Below are 24,731 nucleotides of genomic sequence, written 5' to 3'. Positions count from 1 at the left end.
AAGAGGCCTACGGGACTGGGACTGGTCTCCCGTATGCCTCCCTTGCGAGCCGAAACTGGCTCTTTTCAACCGGCAAGGTCGCGATTGGCGACTTCGCTCAGGATTCTTTCCAGCACCTGCTCGATGGACAACTCGGTGGAATCCAGCTGAATCGCATCGGCTGCCGGCTTGAGCGGAGCCACTGCGCGCTGGGTATCGCGCTCATCGCGCGCCCGAATCTCATCGAGAAGACTCGCGAGATTAACATCATCGCCCTTGGCCTTCAACTGCAGGTAGCGTCGATTGGCCCGTTCCTCGGCGCTGGCGGTCAGGAAAACCTTGAGCGGCGCATCGCTGAACACCACCGTGCCCATGTCGCGGCCATCGGCCACCAGGCCCGGCGCCTCGCGGAACGCACGCTGGCGCTGCAGCAGGGCTTCACGCACCGCCGGCAGTGCGGCGACCTGGGACGCCCCGGCGCCGACCTGCTCGTTGCGGATGGCATCGGTCACCTCCTCGCCTTCGAGGATGATGCGCTGCGGCTTGCCGTCACCAGCGGCGAGGAACTGCACATCTAGATGCGCAGCCAGAAGCTTCAGCGACTCCTCGTTGGCCAGATCGACACCGTGGTTGCCGGCGCAGAACGCCAGCAGACGGTACAGCGCACCGGAGTCCAGCAGGTTCCAGCCCAGCTGCTTGGCCAACAGGCCGGCAACGGTGCCCTTGCCCGAGCCGCTTGGCCCGTCGATGGTGATGACCGGTGCATTCAGGCTCATTGCTTGCCCTCCACGGCGACACGAATACCCACCTGCTCGGCCAGGGCCAGGAAGTTGGGGAACGAGGTGGCGACGTTGGCGCAGTCGTGGATGCGGATCGGCGCGGTGGCGCGCAGCGAGGCGACGCTGAAGGCCATGGCGATGCGGTGATCACCGTGGCTGTACACTTCGCCGCCGCCGATGCTTTGGCCGCCGTCGATGATGATGCCATCAGCAGTTGGCTCGACTTTTACGCCCAGGCTGGTGAGGCCGTCAGCCATGACCTGAATGCGGTCGGACTCCTTGACCCGCAATTCTTCGGCGCCGCGCAGCACGGTACGCCCTTCGGCACAGACCGCGGCGACGAACAGCACCGGGAACTCGTCGATGGCCAGCGGCACCAGCTCTTCGGGGATCTCGATGCCCTTGAGCTTGGCACCGCGCACGCGCAGGTCGGCCACCGGCTCACCGCCGACTTCACGCTGGTTTTCCAGGGTGATGTCGCCGCCCATCAGGCGCAGGATCTCGATCACGCCGATACGGGTCGGGTTGATGCCGACGTGCTCGAGCAGCAGATCGGAACCCTCGGCGATGGACGCCGCGACCAGGAAGAAAGCAGCCGAAGAAATGTCCGCCGGCACTTCGATGCGGGTGGCGGTCAGCTTGCCGCCGGCCTGCAGGGAGGCCACCGGGCCGTTGGACTGAACCGCGTAGCCGAAGCCGCGCAGCATGCGCTCGGTGTGGTCGCGGGTCGGCGCCGGCTCGGTCACGGTGGTGACGCCTTCGGCGTACAGGCCGGCCAACAGCAGGCAGGATTTCACCTGGGCGCTGGCCATCGGCAGGGTGTAGGTCAGCGCCTTGAGCTTGCTGCCGCCACGGATGGTCAGCGGCGGACGGCCGTCCGGGCCGGTCTCGACCACGGCGCCCATTTCCCGCAGCGGGTTGGCCACGCGGTTCATCGGCCGCTTGGACAGCGAGGCGTCGCCCGTCATGGTCACGTCGAACGGCTGGCCAGCCAGCAGGCCAGAGAGCAGGCGCATCGAGGTGCCGGAGTTACCGACGTAGATCGGGCCGGGTGGCGGCTTCAAGCCATGCAGGCCCACGCCATGGATGGTCACGCGGCCATGGTGCGGGCCTTCGATGACCACGCCCATGTCGCGAAAGGCCTGCAGGGTCGCCAGGGCGTCTTCGCCCTCCAGGAAACCTTCGACCTCGGTGGTGCCCTCGGCCAGCGAGCCGAGCATGATCGAGCGGTGCGAGATGGACTTGTCGCCCGGTACGCGGATGCGACCGGCGACCTTGCCGCCAGGATTTGCCAGGAAAATCAAATCGTTCGAGTGCATAGCGTCCACATAGGCCCGGCGGGCCAGTATTTTGCTGAAATGTTCGCGGGCCACGCGGGCGCGGGTGAATACGCCCAGCAGATGATGCCCGTCCCCTGCGTCGACCGCGTCGCGCAAGGCGTCGAGGTCGTCGCGAAATACATCCAAGGTGCGCAGCACGGCCTCGCGGTTGGCGAGAAAGATGTCGTGCCACATGACCGGGTCGCTGCCGGCGATTCTCGTGAAATCGCGGAAGCCGCCGGCGGCGTAGCGGAAAATCTCCAGGTTTTCGTTGCGTTTGGCCAGCGAGTCGACCAGGCCGAAGGCCAGCAGATGGGGCAAGTGGCTGGTGGCCGCGAGCACCTGGTCGTGGTGCTCGACCTGCATGTGCTCTACATCGGCACCCAACTCGCGCCACAACTGGTCGACGCGCTGCAGGGCCAGGGCGTCGGTCTGCGCCAGCGGCGTGAGGATCACCTTGTGGCGTTTGAACAGCTCGCCATTGGCCGCCTCTACCCCGCTCTGCTCGGAGCCGGCGATCGGGTGGCCCGGTACGAACCGCGCCGGCACGCCGCCGAACACCGCATCGGCAGCGCGCACCACGTTGCCCTTGGCGCTGCCGGCATCGGTCAGGATGGCATCGCCCAGATCCAGCTTGGCCAATTCGCCGAGTACGCGCTCCATGGCCAGGATAGGGACGGCCAGCATGATCACGTCGGCGCCCTGACAGGCGGTGGCCAGTGCCTCTTCGCAGCGGTCGACGACGCCAAGCTCGACGGCCAGGCGCCGCGACTGCGCATCCAGGTCGACGCCCACCACTTCACGGCACACGCCGCGGGCGCGCAGGCCCTTGGCGAAGGAACCGCCGATCAACCCGAGACCGACAACGACCAGACGCTCGACCAGCGGCTTCACGGGTGCATGGCGTTCGATCACGCGTTCAGCACCTTGCGCAGCGCTTCTAGGAAGCGGGCGTTCTCGGCCGGCAGGCCAATGGAAACGCGCAGGTGGTTGGGCATGCCGTAGCCGGCGACCGGACGCACGATCACGCCTTCGCGCAGCAGGCCCTGGTTGATCGCAGCGGTATCACGGCCGAAGTCGATGGCCAGGAAGTTGGCTTTCGACGGAATCCAGCTCAGGCCCAGTTCGCGGCAGCCTTCCTGCAACTGCAGCATGCCGGCGGTGTTGATCTCGCGGCTGCGCGCCAGGTACTCGGTATCGTCGAACGCCGCGCAGGCCGCCGCCAGGGCGAAACTGTTGACGTTGAACGGCTGGCGGACGCGGTTCAGCACGTCGGCCACGTCCGGCCGGCTCAGGCCGTAGCCGACGCGCAGCGAGGCCAGGCCGTAGGCCTTGGAGAAGGTACGCGATACCAGCAGGTTGGGGTGATCGGCCAGGTAATCCAGGCCGTCCGGCAACTCGTCGCCGTCGGCGTATTCGATGTAGGCCTCGTCCAGCACCACCAGCACGTTTTCCGGCACGGCGGCGAGGAAATCGCCCAGTGCCTGCTTGCCGAACCAGGTGCCGGTCGGGTTGTTGGGGTTGGCGATGAACACCACGCGGGTATTGGCATCGATGGCCGCCAGCATGGCCGGCAGGTCATGGCCGAAGTTGACGGCTGGGACGACCTTGGCCTGGGCGCCGACGGCCTGGGTGGCGATCGGGTAGACGGCAAACGCGTGTGCGCTGAATACGGCGTTCAGGCCAGGCGCCAGGTAAGCGCGGGCGACCAGCTCGAGGATGTCGTTGGAGCCGTTGCCCAGGGTGACCTGGGCAGTGGTCACGCCGCAGCGCTCGGCCAGCAGGGTCTTCAGGGCGAAGCCATTGCCGTCCGGGTAGCGAGTCAGCTCGTCCAGCTCGGCGCGGATCGCGGCCAACGCCATGGGGCTCGGGCCCAGCGGGTTTTCGTTGCTGGCCAGTTTGACGATGCTGGCCGGATCCATGTCCAGCTCACGAGCCAACTCGTCGACCGGCTTGCCTGGCACGTAGGGGGACAGTTTCTGTACGCCTGGCTGGGCCAGGGCGATGAAATCACAACTCATAGTCAGGCCTCGGGCTGCAGGCCCGGGCAGCGAGCACAAGCCTGTTGCCTGTCGCCCGCAACCCGCGGCCTGGAGCCGCAGTTAAAGTACTGCCTTGGGGTAGGAACCCAGCACCTTGAGCGCCACGGCTTCCTGATTGATTTTTTCCAGCACGTCCTTGATCAGCGGGTCGCGGTGGTGGCCGACGAAGTCGATGAAGAAGGCGTAGGTCCACTTGCCGCTGCGCGACGGGCGCGTTTCGATGCGGGTCAGGTCGATGCCGTTCTGGTGGAACGGCACCAGCAGCTCGTGCAGGGCACCGGGCTTGTTGCGCATCGAGACGATCACCGAGGTCTTGTCGTCGCCGGTGGGCGGCACTTCCTGGTTGCCGATGATCAGAAAGCGCGTGGAGTTGTCCGGGCGATCCTCGATCTTCTCGGCCAGGCGGGTCAGGTCGTACAGGTTGGCCGCCATGTCGCCGGCAATCGCCGCCGAGTTCCACTCGCTCTTCACCCGGCGCGCCGCGTCGGCGTTGCTGGAAACCGCCACGCGCTCGACGTTCGGGTAATGGGCGTCCAGCCACTTGCGGCACTGGGCCAGGGACTGGGCATGGGAATAGATACGGGTGATGCGGTCGGTCTTGGTGGCATCACCGACCAGCAGGTGATGGTGGATGCGCAGCTCCACTTCGCCGCAGATCACCAGATCGTGCTCGAGGAAGCTGTCCAGGGTGTGGTTGACCGCACCCTCAGTAGAGTTCTCCACCGGCACCACGCCGAAGTTGACGGCGCCGGCCACCACCTCGCGAAACACTTCGTCGATCGCCGCCATGGGCTGGCTGATCACCGCGTGCCCGAAATGCTTCATTGCCGCCGCCTGGGAGAAGGTGCCTTCCGGGCCCAGATAGGCGACCTTGAGGGGGTTCTCCAGCGCCAGGCAGGACGACATGATCTCGCGGAACAGCCGCGCCATGTCCTCATTGCCCAACGGCCCGCGGTTGCGCTCCATCACCCGCTTGAGCACCTGCGCCTCACGCTCGGGACGGTAGAACACCGGCACCTCGCCTTCGGCCAGAGTCGCCATCTTCACCCGCGCCACTTCTTCGGCGCAGCGCGCACGGTCGCTGATCAGCTCGAGAATCTTCTCGTCCAGGCTGTCGATGCGCAGGCGCAGGGCCTGCAGCGCCTGGTCGGTGTTGGCGTCGCTGCTCATCAGGCGTGCTCCTTCTCGAACTCCGCCATATAGGCGACCAGCGCCTCGACCGCATCCAGGCCCACGGCGTTATAGATGGAGGCGCGCATGCCGCCAACCGAACGGTGGCCCTTGAGGTTGAGCAGGCCGCGGGCATCGGCGCCAGCCAGGAACGGCTTGTCGAGGCGTTCGTCAGCCAGGCGGAACGGCACGTTCATCCACGAGCGGGCGTTCTTGGCGATCGGGTTGCTGTAGAACTCGCTGGCGTCGATGGCCTTGTACAGCAGATCCTTCTTGGCCTTGTTGCGCTGCTCCATGGCGGCAACCCCGCCCTGCTCCTTCAGCCACTCGAAGACCAGGCCGGACAGGTACCAGCTGAAGGTCGCCGGGGTGTTGTACATCGAACCGTTATCGGCGGCGATCTTGTAATTGAGCATGGTTGGGCAACTGCTACGCGCACGACCGAGCAGGTCTTCACGAATGATCGCCACCACCAGGCCGCTGGGGCCGATGTTCTTCTGCGCGCCAGCGTAGATCAGGCCGAACTTGGAGATGTCCACTTCACGGGACAGGATGTCCGAGGACATGTCGACCACCAGCGGTACGTCGCCGGTCTCGGGGATCCAGTCGAACTGCAGGCCGCCGATGGTTTCGTTGCTGGCGTAGTGCAGGTAGGCGGCGTTCTTGGACAGCTGCCACTCGTTCTGCCCCGGAATGGCGAAGTAATCGTAGGGCTTGGCGCTGGCGGCGACGTTGACGTTGCCGTAGCGGCGCGCCTCTTCGATGCTCTTCTTCGACCAGATGCCGGTGTCGACGTAGTCGGCGGTGCCGTCTTCGGGCAGCAGGTTGAGCGGAATCTCGGCGAACTGCTGACTCGCCCCGCCCTGCAGGAACAGCACCTTGTAGTCGGAGGGAATGCTCAGCAGGTCGCGCAGATCCTGCTCGGCCTTTTCGGCGATGGCCACGTAGTCGTCGCTGCGATGGCTCATTTCCATGACGGAAAGGCCCTTGCCCTGCCAGTCGAGCAACTCGGCCTGGGCACGCTGCAGAACGGCTTCGGGAAGCGCGGCCGGGCCGGCGCAGAAGTTAAAGGCTCGCTTGCTCACAATTCACTCTCGCTTGACTGTCTTCTACATCTATCTGGCGAAATGCTGCCTGCAGTGCCGTAACACTGCAGGCAGAGCGGCGCGGTTAGGCGTCGCGATCTTCTTCTGCTGGCTCATCACCTTCTGCTGCCGACTCTTCGCCTGCAACAGCTTCATCGGCTTCGGCAACGACGAGCGGATTGCCCTCTTCGTCCAGTGCCTCCTCGATGTCCTCTTCGGACGGCTCCTGCACGCGCTCCAGGCCGACCAGTTTCTCGTCCTTGGCCAGCTTGATCAGGGTCACGCCCTGGGTGTTACGGCCGGAACTGGACACTTCGTCGACACGGGTACGTACCAGGGTGCCCTGGTCGGAAATCAGCATGATTTCCTCACCGTCCTGCACTTGGATGGCACCGATCAGCGGGCCGTTACGTTCCTTGGTGATCATGCCGATCACGCCCTGGCCGCCGCGACCGCGACGCGGGAACTTGGACAGCGCCGTGCGCTTGCCGAAGCCACGCTCGGAGGCAGTGAGGATCTGCGCGCCGGACTCGGGAATCAGCATGGAGATCAGGCGCTGATCCTTGCCGATACGCATGCCGCGGATACCACGGGCACCACGGCCCATGACGCGCACCACGCTCTCGGCGAAACGGATCACCTTGCCGGCACTGGAGAACAGCATGACTTCCTTGGCGCCGTCGGTGATGGCGGCAGCGATCAGGGTGTCGCCTTCCTTCAGTTTCAGGGCGATCAGGCCGTTGGAACGCGGGCGGCTGAACTGCACCAGCGGGGTCTTCTTCACGGTACCGGAGGCGGTGGCCATGAAGATGTAGGCGCCAGTCGGCTCGGCCACCAGCTCGGCGGTTTCGCCTTCGACTTCCTCGACCTCGGCGGCTTCGGCCACTTCTTCGGCTTCGACGATCTCGCCTTCGAGCACGGCGTCGTCGCTGTCGTCCACGTCATCGGCGCCGGCCTGCTGCTGCAGGGCTTCGAGGTCGATCTGCAGCATGGTGGTGATGTATTCACCCTCTTCCAGCGGCAGCAGGTTGACCAATGGGCGGCCGCGGGCGGCACGGGACGCCTCGGGAATTTCGTAGGTTTTCAGCCAGTACACCTTGCCCTTGCTGGAGAACAGCAGCAGCGTGGCGTGGCTGTTGGCGACCAGCAGGTGCGCGATGTAATCCTCGTCCTTGATGCCGGTGGCCGACTTGCCCTTGCCGCCGCGGCGCTGGGCCTGGTAGGCGGTCAGCGGCTGGGTCTTGGCGTAGCCGCCGTGGGAGATGGTCACCACGCGCTCTTCTTCCGGGATCATGTCGCCCAGGGTCAGGTCCAGACGCGAATCGAGAATCTCGGTACGGCGCTTGTCGCCGAACTCGGCCTTTACCGCTTCCATCTCTTCGCGAATCACTTCCATCAGGCGCACGGCGCTGGTCAGGATGCGGATCAGCTCGCCGATCTGGTTGAGGATCTCCTGATACTCGGCCAGCAGCTTCTCGTGCTCCAGGCCGGTCAGGCGATGCAGGCGCAGGTCGAGGATCGCCTGGGCCTGTTCCGGCGACAGGTAGTACTTGCCGTCGCGCAGGCCGTATTGCGCATCGAGACCTTCCGGGCGGCAGGAATCGGCACCGGCGCGCTCGACCATGGCTTCCACGGCGGTGGATTCCCAGGCAGTGGAAATCAGCGCTTCCTTGGCTTCGGACGGCGTCGGCGAGGCCTTGATCAGGGCGATGACCGGGTCGATGTTGGACAGCGCGACCGCCTGACCTTCGAGAATGTGGCCACGCTCACGGGCCTTGCGCAGTTCGAATACGGTACGGCGAGTGACCACCTCACGACGGTGCAGGATGAAGGCATCGAGCATGTCCTTGAGGTTGAGGATCTTCGGCTGGCCGTCGATCAGCGCCACCACGTTGATGCCGAACACGCTCTGCATCTGGGTCTGGGCGTACAGGTTGTTGAGGATCACCTCGGGCACTTCGCCGCGGCGCAGCTCGATGACCACGCGCATGCCGTCCTTGTCGGACTCGTCGCGCAGCTCGGTGATGCCCTCGAGCTTCTTCTCCTTGACCAGCTCGGCGATCTTCTCGATCAGGCGGGCCTTGTTCAGCTGGTACGGCAGCTCGGTGACGACGATCTGCTGGCGACCGCCGACCTTGTCGATGTCTTCGACTTCGGCGCGGGCACGGATGTAAATCCGCCCACGGCCGGTGCGGTACGCTTCGACGATACCGGCGCGGCCATTGATGATGCCCGCGGTCGGGAAGTCCGGCCCGGGGATGTACTGCATCAACTCATCGACGGTCAGTTCCGGGTTGTCGATCAGCGCCAGGCAGCCATCGATCACTTCGCCCAGGTTGTGCGGCGGAATGTTGGTGGCCATGCCCACGGCGATACCGCTGGAACCGTTGACCAGCAGGTTGGGGATCTTGGTCGGCATGACCGCCGGGATCTGCTCGGTGCCGTCGTAGTTGGGCACCCAGTCGACGGTTTCCTTGTGCAGGTCGGCCAACAGCTCGTGAGCCAGCTTGGTCATGCGCACTTCGGTGTATCGCATGGCCGCGGCGTTGTCACCATCCACCGAACCGAAGTTGCCCTGGCCGTCGACCAGCAGGTAGCGCAGCGAGAACGGCTGCGCCATCCGTACGATGGTGTCGTAAACGGCGGTATCACCGTGCGGGTGATATTTACCGATCACGTCACCGACCACACGGGCGGATTTCTTGTAGGGCTTGTTCCAGTCGTTGCCCAGCTCGCTCATGGCGAACAGCACCCGGCGATGCACGGGCTTCAGGCCGTCGCGCGCATCCGGCAAGGCACGCCCGACGATCACGCTCATCGCGTAGTCGAGGTACGACTGTTTCAGTTCATCTTCGATGTTGACCGGGAGGATTTCTTTGGCCAGTTCGCCCATGAGTAGCCTGATTCCTTTTTTCTGATGAAACTCCACCCGGCTCATCTGGAGCCTGGCGAAGCGCGTCGCAATGGCATCAGGCCAGCGACGACTCACGACAAATCAATACGTTATGTCATGCATTCGAGCAGTGACGGCAGCCGCAGGCGGTGCCCCTGAAAACTGCCGGAGCTTACCACAAAGCGCGCCCTGCACCTATCCCCGCAGCTTATGTAGCCAGGCGCTCAATGCAGGCGCTTGCGACACATCAGCTGACTGAGCTTGGCGGCATCCGGGCGCTCGATCACCCCACGCTCGGTGACCAGGAAATCCACCAGATCGGCGGGGGTCACATCATAGCGCGGCGCCACTTGGTCGACGCCCTTGATGCGCTCGCGGGGCGAATAGGCCAGCGGGCCGTGGCCGAGGTCGTGAAAGCCCTCTTCGCCACTGTCCTGCTGCAGGTCGATGACCGCGCTCGGTGCCACGACCATCAGCCGCACGCCATGGTGCATGGCCGCCACGGCCAACTGATAGGTGCCGATCACGCCCAGCACATCGCCATTGGCGGCGATCCGCTCGGCACCGACGATGGCCCAGGTGACGCCGCGCTCCTTCATGACATGGGCGAGCGCGGCATCGGCGCTCAACGCCACGGCGATACCTTCTTGATGCAGCTCCCACGCGGCCAGGCGCGCACCCTGCAGAAACGGCCGGCTTTCACCCAGGTAACAGCGCTCCAGAAGGCCTTCAAGCTGCGCCGCGCGCACCACGCCAAGGGCCGTACCGATGCCGCCACCAGCCAGCGCGCCGGCACTGCCGATGCTCAAGAGGTTCTGCAGGTTGCCCTGGAAGCCGCGGATCAGTTCCACGCCCAGCTGGGCCATGGCCAGATTGGCTTCGCGATCACGCTGGTGGGCACCGCCGGCTTCATCCTCCAGCACGGCCAGGGGCTGCGCGCCGGGCTTGAGGATCGCCAGGCGCTGCTGCATGCGGGCCAACAGGCGTTCGCCTTCTTCAGACGGCAGGCCGGCAGCGCACAAGGCGTCGATATCGACCTGCAGCCCGGCGCGCCAATCGGCGCCCTCGTCCGCACGCTGCCGGGCGCCCAACACCAGCCCGTAACCACAGCAGATCACCTGCGCGGCAACGCCCTGCAGCGCACCCTCGGCCAGCATGGCGGCCACCGCCGCTACCGAGTGACAGGCGTGCCAGACCTGCTCGCCGGGCAAGCGGCGCTGATCGAGCACGTGCAGCGCCCCCTCGCGCCAGACGAACCCCACGACCTGCTCGGCAGCCAGCAAACGCTCGCGCATCACCTACTCCATCCTAGAAAGCCGGCCAGTATACGCCGGGCGAGCAGTCGGCCGCACGCCGCGCACCTTCAAGACCGCGGCATTCCTCTATAGACTCGGCGTTTTCGCTCACGGAACCCACCCATGGCCGACGCCCCGCTCGACCTCTTATTGCTGCCCACCTGGCTGGTACCGGTCGAGCCTGCCGGCGTGGTGCTCCACGAGCATGGCCTGGGCATCCGCGACGGCCGCATCGCGCTGATCGCCCCGCGCGCCGAGGCCCTGCGCCAGGGTGCGACGGAAATTCGCGAACTGCCCGGCCGCCTGCTGACCCCCGGCCTGGTCAACGCACACGGGCATGCCGCCATGACCCTGTTCCGCGGCCTGGCCGATGACCTGCCGCTGATGACCTGGCTGGAGAAACACATCTGGCCGGCGGAAGCCAAATGGGTCGATGAGCAGTTCGTGCAGGACGGCACCGAGCTGGCCATCGCCGAACAGATAAAGAGCGGCATCAGTTGCTTCGCCGACATGTACTTCTTTCCCGAGATGGCCTGCGAGCGGGTACACGCCAGCGGCATGCGCGCGCAGATCAGCATCCCGGTGCTGGACTTCGCCATCCCCGGCGCCCGGGATGCCGACGAGGCGCTGCGCAAGGGCGTGACGCTGTTCGACGACATGAAGCACCACCCGCGCATCAGCGTCGCCTTCGGCCCCCATGCGCCCTACACGGTCAGCGATGCCAACCTGGAAAAACTGCGCATCCTCGCCGAGGAAGTGGACGCCGGCATCCACATGCACGTCCATGAAACCGCCTTCGAAGTGCAGCAGAGCCTGGAGCACCACGGCGAGCGCCCGCTGGCGCGGTTGAACCGCCTGGGCCTGCTGGGCCCGCGTTTCCAGGCCGTGCACATGACGCAGATCGACGACGAAGACATCGCCCTGCTGGTGGCCACCAACAGCAGCGTGATCCACTGCCCCGAATCCAACCTCAAGCTGGCCAGCGGCTTCTGCCCGGTCGAGAAGCTCTGGCAGGCCGGCGTCAACGTGGCCATCGGCACCGACGGCGCAGCCAGCAACAATGATCTCGATCTGCTCGGCGAAACCCGTACCGCCGCCCTGCTGGCCAAGGCCGTGGCCGGCTCGGCCAGCGCGCTGGATGCCCACCGCGCGCTGCGCATGGCGACCCTCAACGGCGCCCGCGCCCTGGGCCTGGAAGGCGAAATCGGTTCGCTGGAGCTCGGCAAGGCCGCCGACATCGTCGCCTTCGACCTGCGCGGCCTCGCCCAGCAGCCGGTGTACGATCCGGTTTCGCAGCTGATCTATGCCACCTCGCGGCACTGCGTCGAGCACCTCTGGGTCGCCGGCAAACTGCTGCTGGACGGAGGCCGCCTGACGCGCCTGGACGAGGCGCGCATCATAGCCAATACGCAACAGTGGGGCGCGAAGATAGGACACCGATGAGAACGTTGCCGAGGCAGTCAGCACAAGGCCGGGGGCGGCCCCGCAAAAACAGGCGAGAAAGCGGCCGGGGTCGCGCTCGACTTTACGAGCTGTAAATGAGCATTACTCGCTTCGCTCGCCCTTCGGGCCGTGCTGAAGCGCGTTAGCCGCAAGCGGCTTTCCGACTGGGCTGGCAATCCAGCCTGTTTTCAACGCAGTGATGACAACGCAGGTAGTTATTACGGTGTCCGATTGCCGGGCGTCCGGCACATTGATCAAGAAGTACGGCAAACTGTCACACATCACAGGCCAGCAACGCGCCGCGCAGAGCTGGCAACATGGACGCATTGCGCGTCCTGTCATACGCATTCGCTTTATTCAGGGAAAACCATGAGCAACGTCGACCACGCTGAAATCGCCAAATTCGAAGCCCTCGCCCATCGCTGGTGGGACAAGGAAAGCGAGTTCAAGCCGCTGCACGAGATCAATCCGCTGCGCGTCAACTGGATCGACGAGCGCGCCGGCCTGGCCGGCAAGAAGGTGCTCGACGTCGGCTGTGGCGGCGGCATTCTCAGTGAGGCCATGGCCCAGCGCGGTGCCAGCGTGACCGGTATCGACATGGGTGAGGCGCCGCTGGCCGTGGCCCGCCTGCACCAGCTCGAGTCGGGCGTGGAAGTGGATTACCGGCAGATCACCGCCGAAGCCATGGCCGATGAAATGCCCGGCCAGTTCGACGTGGTCACCTGCCTGGAAATGCTCGAGCACGTACCGGATCCGTCCTCGGTGATTCGTGCCTGCCACAAGCTGGTCAAACCCGGCGGCCAGGTGTTCTTCTCCACCATCAACCGCAATCCCAAGGCGTACCTGTTCGCGGTGATCGGCGCTGAGTACATCCTGCGCCTGCTGCCGCGCGGCACCCACGATTTCAAAAAATTCATCCGCCCTTCCGAGCTGGGTGCCTGGAGCCGCCAGGCCGGGCTGGAGGTCAAGGACATCATCGGCCTGACCTACAACCCGCTGACCAAGCACTACAAGCTGGCCAACGACGTCGACGTCAACTACATGGTGCACACCCGCAAGGCCGATTGAGCGCTGACCGCCTCCCTCAGGCCGCCACAAGCGGCCTCTCGGCCAGCGCCTGCACCCAGCGCGCGTAGGCGTCGACCGCTAGGCCCACATCCTCGGCTGCAACCGCCTCCGCCGGGTTATGGCTGATGCCGCCAGCACAACGCACGAACAGCATGCCGACCGGCCAACGCTCGGCCATGGCGATGGCGTCATGGCCGGCGCCACTGGGCAGCGACAGGCTGCGCCCCTGCACCTCACTCAACACGTGCGCCAGCGACGCCTGCATGGGGGCATCGCAGCGGGTCGCGCAAATGCCGTAATACTGGCTGGCCGTGAAGCGCAGCCCACGCTTCCGTGCGATGGTCTCGCCCTCGCTGAGCAGGTCGTCGAGCAGCTCCGCCAGGGCGCGATCCTCGGGGCCACGAACATCCAGGGTCAACTCGACCTCCCCCGGAATGACGTTCACCGCCCCCGGATGGCACTGCAGGCGGCCCACGGTGGCCACCAGTTGCGGGCCATGCTGCTGGGTCCGGGTCTCGATCGCCACCATCCACTGCGCGGCGGCGGCCAGGGCGTCCTGGCGATGACTCATCGGCACCGTGCCGGCATGCCCGGCCTGGCCGACGAAACGGCAGTTGAGCCGGCGCGCGCCATTGATGGCCGTGACCACGCCCAGCGCCAGCGCCTCACGCTCCAGGCACGGGCCCTGCTCGATATGCAGTTCCAGATAGGCCGCGAAATCCCCGGCCGGGCGAGCAGCCCTGGCAATAGCCGAACCATCGAGCCCCCAGGCCGTCATCGCCTGGGCGACGCTGACGCCATCCGCGTCGGCCTGGGCGAGCCATTCCTGTGGCCAACTGCCGGTCAGGCCGCGACTGCCCAGCAGGGTGATGCCGAAGCGCGTGCCCTCCTCGTCGGCGAAGCCGACGATCTCGATGGCCAGCGGCAGGCGGATTCCCAGGTCATGGAAGCGCTGCACCACCTCGATGGCGGCGATCACCCCGAGCATGCCGTCGTAGCGCCCGGCATTGCGCACGGTGTCCAGGTGCGAGCCGAGCAGCAGCGCCTGGGCACCAGCACTCTGGCCTTCATAGCGGCCGCAGATATTGCCGACGGCGTCCTGCCAGGTGCGCATGCCGGCCGCCTGCATCCACTGGCCTACCAGGGCATTGGCGCGCTGGTGCTCGGTCGACAGGTACACCCGGGTCAGGCCCTCGGTAGACTCGCTGATCGCCGCCAGTTCGTCGCAGCGCGCCATGACCCGCGCCGCGGCCTGTCGATGGTTCAGGGCACCCATCAGCGGCGCTCGCCGTAGTGATCCCAGGCCGCCTGCATGGCCGCGCCCTGGGTGGTGCGCAGGCCGAGGCGGTTGAGCACCGCCTCCAGGGCGCTGAGGGTTTGCATCACGCAATCTTTGCGGGCGTTGTAGCCCATGGTGCCGATGCGCCAGATCTTGCCGGCCAGTGGCCCGAAGGAGGTGCCGATCTCGATGCCGAAGTCCTCGAGCATCAACTTGCGCACCTCATCGCCGTTCACCGCCTGGGGAATCACCACGCCCAGCACGTTGTTCATCTTGTGTTCGAGATTGCCGAAAGTCTCCAGGCCCATGCCCTGAATGCCCTTGAGCAGCGCGTCGCCATGCAGCTTGTGGCGGGCGATGACAGCGTCCAGGCCTTCTTCGAGCAGCACACGGGCACACTCGCGGGCGCCGAACAGCGCCGAGGTGGCTTCGGTGTGGTGGTTGAGGCGCTCGGGGCCCCAGTAGTCGAGGATCATGCCGAGGTCGAAATAGTTGGAGTAGATCATCTCGTCCTCACCGTCGCGATGGGCGTCGGTGCGGATGCCGGCCTCGACGTGAGCGCGGCGGCGGATCACTTCCACCATCGCCGCGCTCAGGGTGATCGGCGCGGTGCCGGATGGCCCGCCCAGACATTTCTGCAGGCCGGCGGAGACCGCATCCAGCCCCCAGGCGTCGGCTTCCAGGGCATTACCGCCCAGGGAGGCGGTGGCATCGGTGTAGAACAGCACGCCGTGGCGGCGGCAAATTTCGCCCAGCTCGGCCAGCGGCTGCAGCATGGTGGTCGAGGTGTCGCCCTGCACGGTCAGCAGCAGGCGCGGCTTGACCTGCTTGATCGCATCCTCGATCTGCTGCGCGCTGAACACTTCGCCCCACGGCACTTCGATGCTGTGCACCTCAGCGCGGCAGCGTCGGGCGATTTCGCAAAGCAGATGGCCGAAACGACCGAATACCGGCACCAGCACCCTGTCGCCCGGGCGAATCGCCGACACCAGGATGGCCTCGATGCCGGCGCGCGAGGTGCCGTCGACCAGCAAGGTGGCGGCATTGGCGCTGCGGAACACGCCGCGATACAGGGCCATCACTTCGTTCATGTAGCCGGTCATGGCCGGGTCGTACTGGCCGATCAACTGGCTGGACATGGCGCGCAGCACGCGCGGGTCGGCATTGATCGGGCCGGGGCCCATGAGTAGGCGTTGGGGCGGATTGACGGGCAGGAAAGTCGTGTTCATCTGGTTCTCTCGTTCTTGAGACGCTCAGTTCAGTCCGCGTACGGACGAGATGAATTGCTTGAGTTCGGCGCTTTGCGGGTTGGCGAACAGCTCGCGGCTGGGGCCTTGTTCCCATACGCGGCCCTGATGCATGAACACCACGCGGTCACCCACTTCCTGGGCGAAATTCATTTCGTGGGTGACCAGGATCAGCGTCATGCCCTCCTTGGCCAGTTGTTCGAGCACCTTGAGCACCTCGCCGACCAGCTCCGGGTCCAGCGCCGAAGTGATTTCGTCGCACAGCAGCACCTTGGGCGACATGGCCAGCGCACGGGCGATGGCGACGCGCTGCTGCTGGCCGCCGGAAAGACTCGCGGGGTAATAGTCCAGGCGATCACCGAGGCCCACCTTCTCCAGCATGCGTGCCGCCAGCTCACGGCACTCGGCATCGCTCTTCTTCAGTACGCGACGCGGCGCCAGCATGACGTTCTCACGGGCGGTCATGTGCGGGAACAGGTTGAAGCTCTGGAACACCATGCCCACCGAGCGGCTGATTTCCCGCGCCTGGGAATCGCGGTCGGTGACGGTCATGCCGCCGAGCTTGATGCTGCCGTCCTGATAGCCCTCCAGCCCGTTGATGCAGCGCAGCAAGGTGCTCTTGCCCGAGCCGCTGCGGCCGATGATCGACACCACCTCGCCCACCTCGATATCGAGATCGACGCCCTTGAGCACGTGGTTGTCGCCGTAGTACTTCTGTACCTGATCAATGGTGATGAGCGGCATTGAATTTCTTCTCCAGATACTGGCTGTAACGCGACAGCGGATAACACATCAGGAAGTAGCCCAGCGCCACCAGACCGAACACCTTGAATGGCTCGTAGGTGACGTTGTTGAGGATGGTGCCGGCCTTGGTCAGCTCGACGAAGCCGATGATCGACGCCAGCGCGGTGCCCTTGATCACCTGTACGGCGAAGCCCACGGTGGGCGCGATGCCGATGCGCAGCGCCTGGGGCAGGATGACGCGAAACAGCGTCTGCCCGACGTCCAGCCCCAGGCAGCGACAGGCTTCCCACTGGCCACGGGGCAGCGCGCGGATGCTGCCGTGCCAGATGTCCACCAGAAACGCGCTGGTGTAGAAGGTCAGCGCCAGCGAGGCAGCCGTCCAGGGCGACACGTCGATGCCCAACAGGGCCACGCCGAAGAACGCCAGGAACAGCTGCATCAGCAGCGGCGTTCCCTGGAACAGTTCGGTATAGCCGCGAATCAGCCAGTGCGGCCAGGCGCGCTTGGACAGCCGCGCCATCACCAGCGGAATGGCCACCAGGGTGCCGCCGATGAAGGCTGTGAGCGACAACAGCACGGTCCAGCGCGCCGCCAGGAGCAGATTGCGCAGGATGTCCCAGTCGGTGAAGGTGGTCATCATGGCTGCTCTCCAAACCACTTGCGACCGGCCGCCAACAGCAGCTGGCGCATGGCGATGGACAGCGCCAGGTACATCAGCGTGGTCACCAGGTAAACCTCGAAGCTCAGGAAGGTACGCGATTGGATCAGGTTGGCCGCGAAGGTCAGCTCCTCATGGGAGACCTGGGAAACCACCGAGGAGCCGAGCATGACGATGATGCACTGGCTGACCAGCGCCGGATAAATGCGCTTGAGCGATGGCGGCAGCACCACACGCACGAAAGTCTGCGTGCGGCTCAGGCCCAGCACGCGACCGGCCTCCCACTGGCCACGGGGCGTGACCTGGATGCCGGCGCGGATGATCTCGGTGCTGTAGGCGCCCAGGTTGATCAGCATGGCCAGCAGCGCCGCCTCGCCCGCCGTCAGCTTCACACCCAGGTTGGGCAGGCCGAAGACGATGAAGAACAGCTGCACCACGAACGGCGTGTTGCGAATCAGCTCGACGTAGACGCCCCACAGGCGGCTCAGCACGCTAGGCCGGCCGCTGCGCAGGGCCGCACCGAGAATGCCCAGGCCCACGCCGCCCACGGTCGCCATCACCGTGAGCTCAATGGTCACCCAGAGACCGGACAGCAGCTCCGGCCAGTAGGGCCATAGAGCGGAAAAGTTCAGCTGCGCCATCATCGATCAGCCCTTACGCGCCCAGGTTCGCGGGCAGTGGTGCCTTCAGCCATTGCTCGGAAAGGCCGTTGAGCGTGCCGTCGGCCTTGGCCTGTTCGATCAGTGCATCGATTTTGGCTTTCAGCGCCGCCTCACCCTTGCGCAGGCCGATGTAGCACGGCGAATCCTTGAGCATGAACTTGGCCACCGGAGCACGGGCCGCGTTCTGGCGCTCGATGGCCGCGACCACCAGGTTGCCGGTGGCAACGAACTCCACCTGCCCGGACAGATAGGCCGACAGCGTGGTGTTGTTGTCCTCGTAGCGCTTGACCTGAGCACCCTTCGGCGCCACCTCGGTGAGTACCATGTCTTCCACGGCGCCGCGGGTCACGCCAATCGACTTGCCGACCAGCTCGTCAGCCTTCGCCAGGGCGGCGTCCTTGGCACCGAACACGCCAAGGAAGAACGGCGCGTACGCGGCGCTGAAATCGATCACCTGCTCACGCTCGGCGTTCTTGCCCAGGCTGGAGATCACCAGGTCGACCTTGTCGGTCTGCAGGTACGGCACCCGGTTGGCACTGGTGACCGGCACCAGCTGCAATTTAAGTTTCATCTCCTTGGCCAGGTACTTGGCCATGTCGATGTCGTAGCCCTGGGGCTGCAGGTCGGTGCCCACGGAGCCAAATGGTGGGAAATCCTGCGGCACGGCGATGCGGATCACCCCGCGTTTTTCGATCTCTTGCAACTGGTCCGCCAGCGCAGTGGCTGTCTGGGTCAGCAGCAGGCCAGCGGTCAGCAGTGCGATCAGTCCCTTCTTCATTGGCTTCACCCCATCATCGTCAGTCATGAAACGAAAGATTCGTTATCTTCAAATCTGCAACCAACGTGCCAGAGCATTTTTTGGTTGTGACTTTTCCGGTAAGTGCCTATGAGAGCTGCTCTGCAAGCCATCCAACACGCGCATTACGAACGATCGCTATAGCTTTCCGAGCACAATAAAGAGGCGAAACAGACTAATTGAACGCCACAAAAAAGGGCGCCACTTGGCGCCCACATGCTTCTGCGCACCACAAAGTCGCACTAACGCTGTTCCAATTCGTCCAGTTGGCCGTATAGCCCGGCGATCTGATGAATGCGTTGACGTCCCTCAGCCAGTTGCTCATGCAGTAGCGCGTTGACCAGCAGGTTGATCAGGCTGTTGGCGCTGGAATAACTGTCGAACGCCGACACGCTGTCCAGTGGCGCGCACAGGTGCCAGCTGGCGAGCGCGATGACGCCCTGGGCCTGCGGCTCGCAGATCACCAGGGTCGGCACCTGCTGGGCCTGCAGGGCTTGCAGGAGCGGACGAATGATCCGCGGGCGGCGCCTGAAACCGAATACCACCACCAGATCGTCGGCCGTCAGGTCGACCAGCTCTTCGGCCAGCGTCTGCCCCGGCTGGGGCAGCACCTGCACCGCACTGCGCACCTGCAGCAGTTGCTGGCGCATGTGCAACGCCACGGGAAAGGCGTTGCGCAGGCCCACGACGAAGACGCGCCTGCTACTGCCCAGCGCGCGAACCACCTCGCCAAACGACTCGGCCTCGATGGCATTGACCCACTGGGTGAGGTTGGCCATTTCCTGTTTGTAATGCCGCGCCAGCAAGGTGTTGCCCTGCACCACGTCGCGGTTCTCGGCCACCGGCATGCCGCTCTGGCGCAGGCCGCGCTGCTCTTCGCGCATGTCCTTGTATTTGTCGTACCCCAGGCGCTTGAACAACCGGCTCACGGTGGCTTTGGAAACCCCAGCGAGCCGCGCCAGTTCGGCGCTGTTGTAACTGACCAGGTCATCGTAATGGTCGAGCACGAAGTCAGCGATGCGCTGCTCCTGTGGCGCGAGCTGTGCATAGTGGCTGCGCAGACGTTCATCGAGTTGAGTCATGGAAGGCGCCTTGTAACTTTCGTTTCATTCGACCGATGATATAGAAACCGTCCACCTGCTGAAATCGCCTCGCGGCAATTCATCCCACCCGTGGCTTAGAACTTGCTCAAAGTCTCGCGAGCTAGAGCAATGCAAGGCAAAAACAGGCGAGGACGCGGAGTTTACGAACTGTAAATGAGCAGTCCGAGCCTGTTTTTAACGCCGCAGTGCCGACGCGCAGCAGACTTTGAACAGGTTCTTAGAGCCGCCACTTCGCAAGGAAACCACCATGCCACCGATCACGCCCGACTGGACCGCCTACGTCGCCCAGATGGAACAGGTTCTGGCCCTGGAGCTGGACGACGCGCGGCGCCAGGAGCTTCTCACTCAGTTCACCCGCATCGCCGCCATGGCCGAACCGCTGATGACCTTTGCGCTCGATGATCGACTGGAAGTTGCGGGGGTGTACCAGGCATGAATCCCACCCTGCTCTCCATCGACGAAATCCGAACGGGCCTGGCAGCGGGCGAGTTCAGTGCACGGGAAGTCACCGAGCACAGCCTGGCGGCCATCGAGCGCCACAACCCGGCAATCAATGCCTGGACGCAGATCACCCACCAGCGCATGCGCGAGGAAGCCGAGCGGCTGGACCGCTTGCGCCGCGAAGGCTCGCCCCTGCCCGCCCTGGCGGCCGTACCCTATGCGGCGAAGAACCTGTTCGACGTCGCTGGCTTTGCGACCCTGGCCGGCGCCCAGCTGTTCCAGAACCGACCGGCCGCACAGGCCGACGCCTGGGCCGTGCGCCAGCTGTCCGCCAGTGGCGCCCTGCTCTCGGGGATGCTGAACATGGATGCCTACGCCTACGGTTTCACCACGGAAAACACCCACTTCGGCGCCACCCGCAACCCCCACGACCTGTCACGCATCTCCGGTGGCTCCTCCGGCGGCTCGGCAGCGGCGGTAGCAGCCGGCCTGGTGAACTTCTCCCTGGGCAGCGACACCAACGGCTCCATTCGCGTGCCCGCCTCGCTCTGCGGAATCTTCGGCCTCAAGCCCACCTTCGGCCGGCTGTCGCGCAGCGGCTCGCACCCGTTCGTGGGCAGCCTCGACCATATCGGGCCGCTGGCGCGCAGCACCGCCGACCTTGCCGCCGTCTACGACGCACTGCAGGGCCATGATCCGGCGGACGGCTTCCAGGCCAGCCAACCGCCGCAAGCCGTATCGGAGCTTATCGAGCAGGATCTGGGTGGCCTGCGCGTCGGCGTGCTGGGCGGCTACTTCCAGCAGTGGTGCGACGACAGCGCCCGTGACGCCGTGGCCCGCGCCGCCAAGGCCCTGAACGCCAGCGAGGAAGTCACCCTGGCCGACGCCGAGCTGGCCCGCACCTCGGCATTCATCATCAGCGCCAGCGAAGGCGGCAACGCCTACCTGCCGGCACTGCGCAGCTCACCGGAGGTGTTCGAGCCGCTGTCGCGCGAACGCCTGCTGGCCGGCGCGATGATTCCCGCCGCCTGGTACGTCCAGGCGCAGCGTTTCCGGCGGTTTTTCCAGAGCCAGGTACTGCCGCTGTTCAACGATATCGACGTGCTGATCGCCCCGGCAACGCCGACCAGCGCGACACCCATCGGCCAGGCAACCCTGCGCATCAACGGCGTCGACCTGCCGACCCGTGCCAGCATGGGCATGCTGGCACAACCGATTTCCTTCCTCGGCCTGCCGGTGGTCAGCGTGCCGCTGCGTACCACCGCCGGCCTGCCGATCGGCGTGCAACTGATCGCCGCGCCGTTCCGCGAAGACGCCTGCCTGCGCGCGGCCGCAGCGCTGGAGCGCCTGGGCATCGCGCAAGCCCAAGCCGTGAACCTGGAGTGAATGCATGAACCCTGAACAGATAGACCTGCCCGCCGTGCACGCCGAAGTCAACGCGGCCTTCCAGCGCTATGAACAGGCGTTGATCAGCAATGATATCGCCGTGCTCGACGAGCTGTTCTGGCACGACGCACGTACCGTGCGCCTCGGCGCCTCTGAAAACCTCTATGGCATCGACGAGATCCGCGCCTTTCGCGCCGCGCGACCAACCGCCGGCCTGCACCGCGAATTGCACAACATGGTTATCACCACCTATGGCGAGGACTTCGCCGTATGCAGCACCGAGTTCACCCGCGCGGGCAGCGAGCGCATCGGCCGCCAACAGCAAAGTTGGGTGAAACTCGACGGCCAGTGGCGCATCGTCGCCGCACAGGTAAGCCTGATGAGCTGAGCGGCTGCACGCTGCGACAAAGTGACATACAGTGGGATAACGCCGCCCCAATCGGCAACGGAAACTGGCAACATGCGCCTACGTCATTTGCCTACGCCGATGTGGGCACATGCCAACGCTATGACTCGAATCCCCAAGGAGGCCTGATGCGCTTGCGCGCGGTTCTTTTCGACATGGATGGCACGCTGCTCGACAGCGCGCCGGACTTCATCGCCATCTGCCAGGCCATGCGCGCCGAGCGCGGCCTGCCGCCGGTAGCGGAAAAGCTGATTCGCGACCACGTCTCCGGCGGCGCCCGGGCGATGATCCTCAACGCCTTCGACATCGACCCGATGAGCCCGGGTTTCGAAGCCTTGCGTCTGGAGTTCCTGGAGCGCTACCAGGACCACTGCGCGGTACTGACCCGCCCTTACGAAGGCATCGAGCCGCTGCTCGAGGACATCGAACGGGCCAAGCTGATCTGGGGCGTGGTGACCAACAAGCCGCTGCGTTTCGCCGAGCCGATCATGCAGCGCCTGGGCCTGGCCGAGCGCTCCTCGATCCTGATCTGCCCGGATCACGTGACCCGTAGCAAGCCCGACCCGGAGCCGATGATCCTCGCCTGCTCGACCCTCAAGCTCGACCCGGCCACCGTGCTGTTCGTCGGCGACGACCTGCGCGACATCGAGTCCGGCCGCGACGCCGGCACCAAGACCGCGGCGGTCACCTACGGCTATATCCACCCAGACGACAATCCCCGTCACTGGGGCGCCGATGTGGTCATCGACCATCCGCTGGAACTGCGCAAAGTGCTCGATCAGGCGCTGTGCAGCTGCTGAATCGCTGTCGCTTCATGACGCCGGTCAGCAAGCGCTGAGCGCCCCCGCCTACAATGAGCCCGCCGCCTTGTCGGCGGGCCCCATTCATTTCATCCCTACGAAACCAGAGGACTGTTGCCATGTTCGATTACAGCGCCCGCCCCGACCTGCTCAAGGGTCGCGTGATTCTGGTGACCGGCGCCGGCCGCGGCATCGGCGCCGCCGCAGCGCGAACCTATGCGGCCCACGGCGCCACCGTGCTGCTGCTGGGCAAGAGCGAGGAGAACCTGGCGCGCACCTACGACGCCATCGAGCAGGCGGGTCACCCACAGCCGGTGGTGATTCCCTTCGATCTGGAAACGGCCCTGCCGCATCAGTACGACGAGTTGGCGGCGACGGTCGAGAAAGCCTTCGGCAAGCTCGACGGCCTGCTGCACAACGCCTCTATCATCGGCCCGCGCACGCCACTGGAGCAGCTGTCCGGCGATAATTTCATGCGAGTCATGCAGGTCAACGTCAACGCGATGTTCATGCTGACCAGCACGCTGCTGCCGCTGCTCAAACTGTCCGCCGATGCCTCGGTGGTGTTCACCTCCAGCAGCGTCGGCCGCAAGGGCCGTGCCTACTGGGGCGCCTATGCGGTGTCCAAGTTCGCCACCGAAGGGCTGATGCAGGTAATGGCCGACGAGATCGAAGGCATCACCGCAATCCGTGCCAACAGCGTCAATCCGGGCGGCACGCGCACTGACATGCGCGCCCAGGCTTATCCTGGCGAGGATCCGCAGACCCGACCGACGCCGGAGGCCATCATGCCGGTCTACCTGTACCTGATGGGGCCGGACAGCCAGGGCATCAATGGCCAGGCATTCGACGCCCAATAATCGCCGCCTTATCGCCCTCGCCCACCACGATCGGCGCCGCGACATTAAATTGTCGCGCGCCCCCGCAAAGCGGCAAACGCTTGCCGTCATTCTGACGGCGCATTGCCATCAATGGCCCTCTGCCGCTATCGATCAGTTGCAACCTGTTGAACCTCAAGGCTTTTAATCGGCCCAAAAAGACTGGCACGAAATTAGCTCTGTAGCTTGCAAGCTGCAACGAAGCGCCAGAGGTTCATAAAAATGGTCCCACCCAGCCAGAAAAACACCATCGATTTCGACGCTGCCAAAGTGCAGCGTCTCGGCCTCTCGCCGCGCAAGGAGCAGACCCGTCCGGTCAGCCTGGCGCAGCTGCGTCAGCGCCTCGGCCTGCAATTGCAGACCAGCCTGGACGCCGAGCGCATCCTCGCCACCTTCTTCCGCGAGCTGCAGCACCTGGTTCCGGTGGACTCGCTGGGCTATCAGCACTCGAGCAGCGACCTGCGCCTGGATTTCGGCCAGCAGGCCAATCACTCGGCGACCTATCGCCTCAGCCACGAGAGCGAATACCTGGGTGAGCTGACCTTCCGGCGGCGCCAGCGTTTTTCCGATCACGAACTGGCGCAGCTCGAATCCCTGCTGGCCAGCCTCATGTACCCGCTGCGCAACGCCCTGCTCTACCGCGTGGCGATCCAGAGCGCGCTGCGCGATCCGCTGACCAACACCGGCAACCGCATCGCCATGGATCAGGTGCTGGGCCGTGAGATCGAACTGGCGCGCCGTAATAGCCAGCCGCTGTCGCTGCTGATGCTGGACATCGATCACTTCAAGGGCATCAACGACGAGCACGGCCACAGCGCCGGCGACGAAGTGCTCAAGGCCGTCGCCACCACCATCAAGGATCAGCTGCGCAACATCGACATGGTGTTCCGCTATGGCGGCGAGGAGTTTCTCGTGCTGCTGTCCGGCACTCCAGGCGAAGGTGCCAAGCTGGTCGGCGAGCGTCTGCGCGAAGCGGTGCTGGGCCTGCAGTGCGTGGTGCAGGGCCGGCCAGTGAAGATGTCCATCAGCCTGGGCTGCGCCACCCTGGAGCCCGGCGAATCGGCGGACGGCTTGCTCAACCGCGCGGACAAGGCGCTTTACAGCGCCAAGCGCAGCGGCCGCAACTGCCTGGCGATGGCAGGCTGAAAGCTCTGATCGACGCCCATTGAAAAGGTCCCCAGCCGAGAGGACTGGGGCCCTTTTTTATCCGCAAACTGGTGGCATTGCATGCCTAGGAGCAGCTCCAGCCGCGCGCCCT

General features: G+C 65.1%; 22 protein-coding genes. 8 read left to right on the top strand and 14 right to left on the bottom strand.

What is annotated here, in order from left to right; all coding sequences use genetic code 11:
* Positions 1-65 precede the first annotated feature (65 nt).
* From cmk to BVH06_RS16980, 7 genes are all read right to left on the bottom strand, one after another.
* A complete protein-coding gene (cmk, locus tag BVH06_RS17010; protein WP_027905158.1) occupies positions 66-755 on the bottom strand; it encodes a (d)CMP kinase in 690 nt (229 codons plus the stop codon).
* The gene (locus BVH06_RS17005) at positions 752-2,992 is read right to left on the bottom strand and encodes a bifunctional prephenate dehydrogenase/3-phosphoshikimate 1-carboxyvinyltransferase (protein WP_075934865.1); all 2,241 of its coding nucleotides are present in this window, start codon (positions 2,990-2,992) and stop codon (positions 752-754) included. Before BVH06_RS17005 ends, cmk begins: the two co-directional genes overlap by 4 nt.
* On the bottom strand, positions 2,989-4,098 hold the full coding sequence (hisC, locus tag BVH06_RS17000) for a histidinol-phosphate transaminase (protein WP_075934864.1): 1,110 nt from the start codon (positions 4,096-4,098) through the stop codon (positions 2,989-2,991). The genes BVH06_RS17005 and hisC overlap by 4 nt, the downstream gene beginning before the upstream one ends.
* Before the next feature lie 81 nt (positions 4,099-4,179).
* Positions 4,180-5,289, bottom strand: coding sequence for a prephenate dehydratase (pheA, locus tag BVH06_RS16995; protein WP_075930561.1), 1,110 nt, complete (start codon positions 5,287-5,289; stop codon positions 4,180-4,182).
* Complete coding sequence (gene serC / locus BVH06_RS16990) at positions 5,289-6,374, bottom strand: 3-phosphoserine/phosphohydroxythreonine transaminase (RefSeq protein ID WP_075934863.1); 1,086 nt, start codon at positions 6,372-6,374, stop codon at positions 5,289-5,291. The genes pheA and serC overlap by 1 nt, the downstream gene beginning before the upstream one ends.
* 85 nt (positions 6,375-6,459) lie before the next feature.
* Positions 6,460-9,267, bottom strand: coding sequence for a DNA gyrase subunit A (gyrA, locus tag BVH06_RS16985; protein WP_075934862.1), 2,808 nt, complete (start codon positions 9,265-9,267; stop codon positions 6,460-6,462).
* Between the two features lie 224 nt (positions 9,268-9,491).
* Complete coding sequence (locus tag BVH06_RS16980) at positions 9,492-10,562, bottom strand: s-methyl-5-thioribose-1-phosphate isomerase (protein WP_075930564.1); 1,071 nt, start codon at positions 10,560-10,562, stop codon at positions 9,492-9,494.
* A 123-nt stretch (positions 10,563-10,685) separates the two neighbouring features.
* Between BVH06_RS16980 and BVH06_RS16975 the strand changes: the two genes are divergently transcribed.
* Positions 10,686-12,005, top strand: coding sequence for a TRZ/ATZ family hydrolase (locus tag BVH06_RS16975; RefSeq protein ID WP_075934861.1), 1,320 nt, complete (start codon positions 10,686-10,688; stop codon positions 12,003-12,005).
* 369 nt (positions 12,006-12,374) lie between these two features.
* Positions 12,375-13,073, top strand: coding sequence for a bifunctional 2-polyprenyl-6-hydroxyphenol methylase/3-demethylubiquinol 3-O-methyltransferase UbiG (ubiG, locus tag BVH06_RS16970; protein ID WP_075934860.1), 699 nt, complete (start codon positions 12,375-12,377; stop codon positions 13,071-13,073).
* A gap of 16 nt (positions 13,074-13,089) precedes the next feature.
* Here ubiG and hpxK read toward each other — a convergent pair whose 3' ends face one another.
* The 7 genes from hpxK to BVH06_RS16935 form a co-directional block, all read right to left on the bottom strand.
* Complete coding sequence (hpxK, locus tag BVH06_RS16965) at positions 13,090-14,349, bottom strand: allantoate amidohydrolase (protein ID WP_075934859.1); 1,260 nt, start codon at positions 14,347-14,349, stop codon at positions 13,090-13,092.
* Positions 14,349-15,581 (bottom strand): alanine--glyoxylate aminotransferase family protein, encoded by a 1,233-nt coding sequence (locus BVH06_RS16960; protein WP_075934858.1) that lies wholly within the window; start codon positions 15,579-15,581, stop codon positions 14,349-14,351. Before BVH06_RS16960 ends, hpxK begins: the two co-directional genes overlap by 1 nt.
* A gap of 24 nt (positions 15,582-15,605) precedes the next feature.
* Positions 15,606-16,343: an amino acid ABC transporter ATP-binding protein gene (locus BVH06_RS16955; RefSeq protein ID WP_075930569.1), complete on the bottom strand. Its 738-nt coding sequence runs from the start codon at positions 16,341-16,343 to the stop codon at positions 15,606-15,608.
* Positions 16,324-16,980 carry an amino acid ABC transporter permease gene (locus BVH06_RS16950; RefSeq protein ID WP_027905148.1) on the bottom strand — a complete coding sequence of 219 codons (657 nt, stop codon included), beginning with the start codon at positions 16,978-16,980 and terminating at the stop codon, positions 16,324-16,326. The genes BVH06_RS16955 and BVH06_RS16950 overlap by 20 nt, the downstream gene beginning before the upstream one ends.
* Complete coding sequence (locus BVH06_RS16945; RefSeq protein WP_075930570.1) at positions 16,980-17,645, bottom strand: amino acid ABC transporter permease; 666 nt, start codon at positions 17,643-17,645, stop codon at positions 16,980-16,982. Before BVH06_RS16945 ends, BVH06_RS16950 begins: the two co-directional genes overlap by 1 nt.
* Before the next feature lie 10 nt (positions 17,646-17,655).
* Entirely contained in the window at positions 17,656-18,468 is an 813-nt protein-coding gene (locus tag BVH06_RS16940) for a transporter substrate-binding domain-containing protein (protein ID WP_371915300.1), read from the bottom strand.
* 233 nt (positions 18,469-18,701) lie between these two features.
* Positions 18,702-19,541 (bottom strand): MurR/RpiR family transcriptional regulator, encoded by an 840-nt coding sequence (locus BVH06_RS16935; protein WP_075934857.1) that lies wholly within the window; start codon positions 19,539-19,541, stop codon positions 18,702-18,704.
* A gap of 268 nt (positions 19,542-19,809) precedes the next feature.
* Here BVH06_RS16935 and hpxX point away from each other — a divergent pair, with 268 nt between their 5' ends.
* The 6 genes from hpxX to BVH06_RS16905 all read left to right on the top strand — a co-directional run bounded on the left by hpxX (position 19,810) and on the right by BVH06_RS16905 (position 24,619).
* The gene (hpxX, locus tag BVH06_RS16930) at positions 19,810-19,998 is read left to right on the top strand and encodes an oxalurate catabolism protein HpxX (protein ID WP_075934856.1); all 189 of its coding nucleotides are present in this window, start codon (positions 19,810-19,812) and stop codon (positions 19,996-19,998) included.
* Positions 19,995-21,389: an AtzE family amidohydrolase gene (locus BVH06_RS16925; RefSeq protein ID WP_075934855.1), complete on the top strand. Its 1,395-nt coding sequence runs from the start codon at positions 19,995-19,997 to the stop codon at positions 21,387-21,389. Before hpxX ends, BVH06_RS16925 begins: the two co-directional genes overlap by 4 nt.
* 4 nt (positions 21,390-21,393) lie before the next feature.
* Positions 21,394-21,777 carry an oxalurate catabolism protein HpxZ gene (gene hpxZ / locus BVH06_RS16920; protein WP_075934854.1) on the top strand — a complete coding sequence of 128 codons (384 nt, stop codon included), beginning with the start codon at positions 21,394-21,396 and terminating at the stop codon, positions 21,775-21,777.
* A gap of 146 nt (positions 21,778-21,923) precedes the next feature.
* Entirely contained in the window at positions 21,924-22,595 is a 672-nt protein-coding gene (gene mupP, locus BVH06_RS16915) for an N-acetylmuramic acid 6-phosphate phosphatase MupP (protein ID WP_075930574.1), read from the top strand.
* A 119-nt stretch (positions 22,596-22,714) separates the two neighbouring features.
* Entirely contained in the window at positions 22,715-23,455 is a 741-nt protein-coding gene (locus BVH06_RS16910) for a YciK family oxidoreductase (RefSeq protein WP_075934853.1), read from the top strand.
* Between the two features lie 240 nt (positions 23,456-23,695).
* A complete protein-coding gene (locus BVH06_RS16905) occupies positions 23,696-24,619 on the top strand; it encodes a GGDEF domain-containing protein (protein ID WP_075930576.1) in 924 nt (307 codons plus the stop codon).
* Positions 24,620-24,731 lie beyond the last annotated feature (112 nt).

It is taken from the genome of Pseudomonas sp. PA27(2017) (genome assembly GCF_001945445.1).
Classification (GTDB): Bacteria; Pseudomonadota; Gammaproteobacteria; order Pseudomonadales; family Pseudomonadaceae; genus Aquipseudomonas.
Note: the sequence above shows the minus strand (reverse complement) of the source record. Positions and strands in the feature narration are given on the sequence as shown.

Excerpts from the sequence above, each read along its gene's own strand:
- BVH06_RS16940 (WP_371915300.1), bottom strand. The coding sequence starts at position 18,468 with ATGACTGACGATGATGGGGTGAAGCCAATGAAGAAGGGACTGATCGCA.
- BVH06_RS16975 (WP_075934861.1), top strand. The coding sequence starts at position 10,686 with ATGGCCGACGCCCCGCTCGACCTCTTATTGCTGCCCACCTGGCTGGTA.
- BVH06_RS16950 (WP_027905148.1), bottom strand. The coding sequence starts at position 16,980 with ATGACCACCTTCACCGACTGGGACATCCTGCGCAATCTGCTCCTGGCG.
- BVH06_RS16905 (WP_075930576.1), top strand. The coding sequence starts at position 23,696 with ATGGTCCCACCCAGCCAGAAAAACACCATCGATTTCGACGCTGCCAAA.
- BVH06_RS16945 (WP_075930570.1), bottom strand. The coding sequence starts at position 17,645 with ATGATGGCGCAGCTGAACTTTTCCGCTCTATGGCCCTACTGGCCGGAG.
- hpxX (WP_075934856.1), top strand. The coding sequence starts at position 19,810 with ATGCCACCGATCACGCCCGACTGGACCGCCTACGTCGCCCAGATGGAA.
- cmk (WP_027905158.1), bottom strand. The coding sequence starts at position 755 with ATGAGCCTGAATGCACCGGTCATCACCATCGACGGGCCAAGCGGCTCG.
- BVH06_RS16960 (WP_075934858.1), bottom strand. The coding sequence starts at position 15,581 with ATGAACACGACTTTCCTGCCCGTCAATCCGCCCCAACGCCTACTCATG.
- BVH06_RS16935 (WP_075934857.1), bottom strand. The coding sequence starts at position 19,541 with ATGACTCAACTCGATGAACGTCTGCGCAGCCACTATGCACAGCTCGCG.
- mupP (WP_075930574.1), top strand. The coding sequence starts at position 21,924 with ATGCGCTTGCGCGCGGTTCTTTTCGACATGGATGGCACGCTGCTCGAC.
- BVH06_RS16910 (WP_075934853.1), top strand. The coding sequence starts at position 22,715 with ATGTTCGATTACAGCGCCCGCCCCGACCTGCTCAAGGGTCGCGTGATT.
- ubiG (WP_075934860.1), top strand. The coding sequence starts at position 12,375 with ATGAGCAACGTCGACCACGCTGAAATCGCCAAATTCGAAGCCCTCGCC.
- hpxZ (WP_075934854.1), top strand. The coding sequence starts at position 21,394 with ATGAACCCTGAACAGATAGACCTGCCCGCCGTGCACGCCGAAGTCAAC.
- BVH06_RS16980 (WP_075930564.1), bottom strand. The coding sequence starts at position 10,562 with ATGCGCGAGCGTTTGCTGGCTGCCGAGCAGGTCGTGGGGTTCGTCTGG.
- hpxK (WP_075934859.1), bottom strand. The coding sequence starts at position 14,349 with ATGGGTGCCCTGAACCATCGACAGGCCGCGGCGCGGGTCATGGCGCGC.
- hisC (WP_075934864.1), bottom strand. The coding sequence starts at position 4,098 with ATGAGTTGTGATTTCATCGCCCTGGCCCAGCCAGGCGTACAGAAACTG.
- BVH06_RS16925 (WP_075934855.1), top strand. The coding sequence starts at position 19,995 with ATGAATCCCACCCTGCTCTCCATCGACGAAATCCGAACGGGCCTGGCA.
- gyrA (WP_075934862.1), bottom strand. The coding sequence starts at position 9,267 with ATGGGCGAACTGGCCAAAGAAATCCTCCCGGTCAACATCGAAGATGAA.
- BVH06_RS16955 (WP_075930569.1), bottom strand. The coding sequence starts at position 16,343 with ATGCCGCTCATCACCATTGATCAGGTACAGAAGTACTACGGCGACAAC.
- pheA (WP_075930561.1), bottom strand. The coding sequence starts at position 5,289 with ATGAGCAGCGACGCCAACACCGACCAGGCGCTGCAGGCCCTGCGCCTG.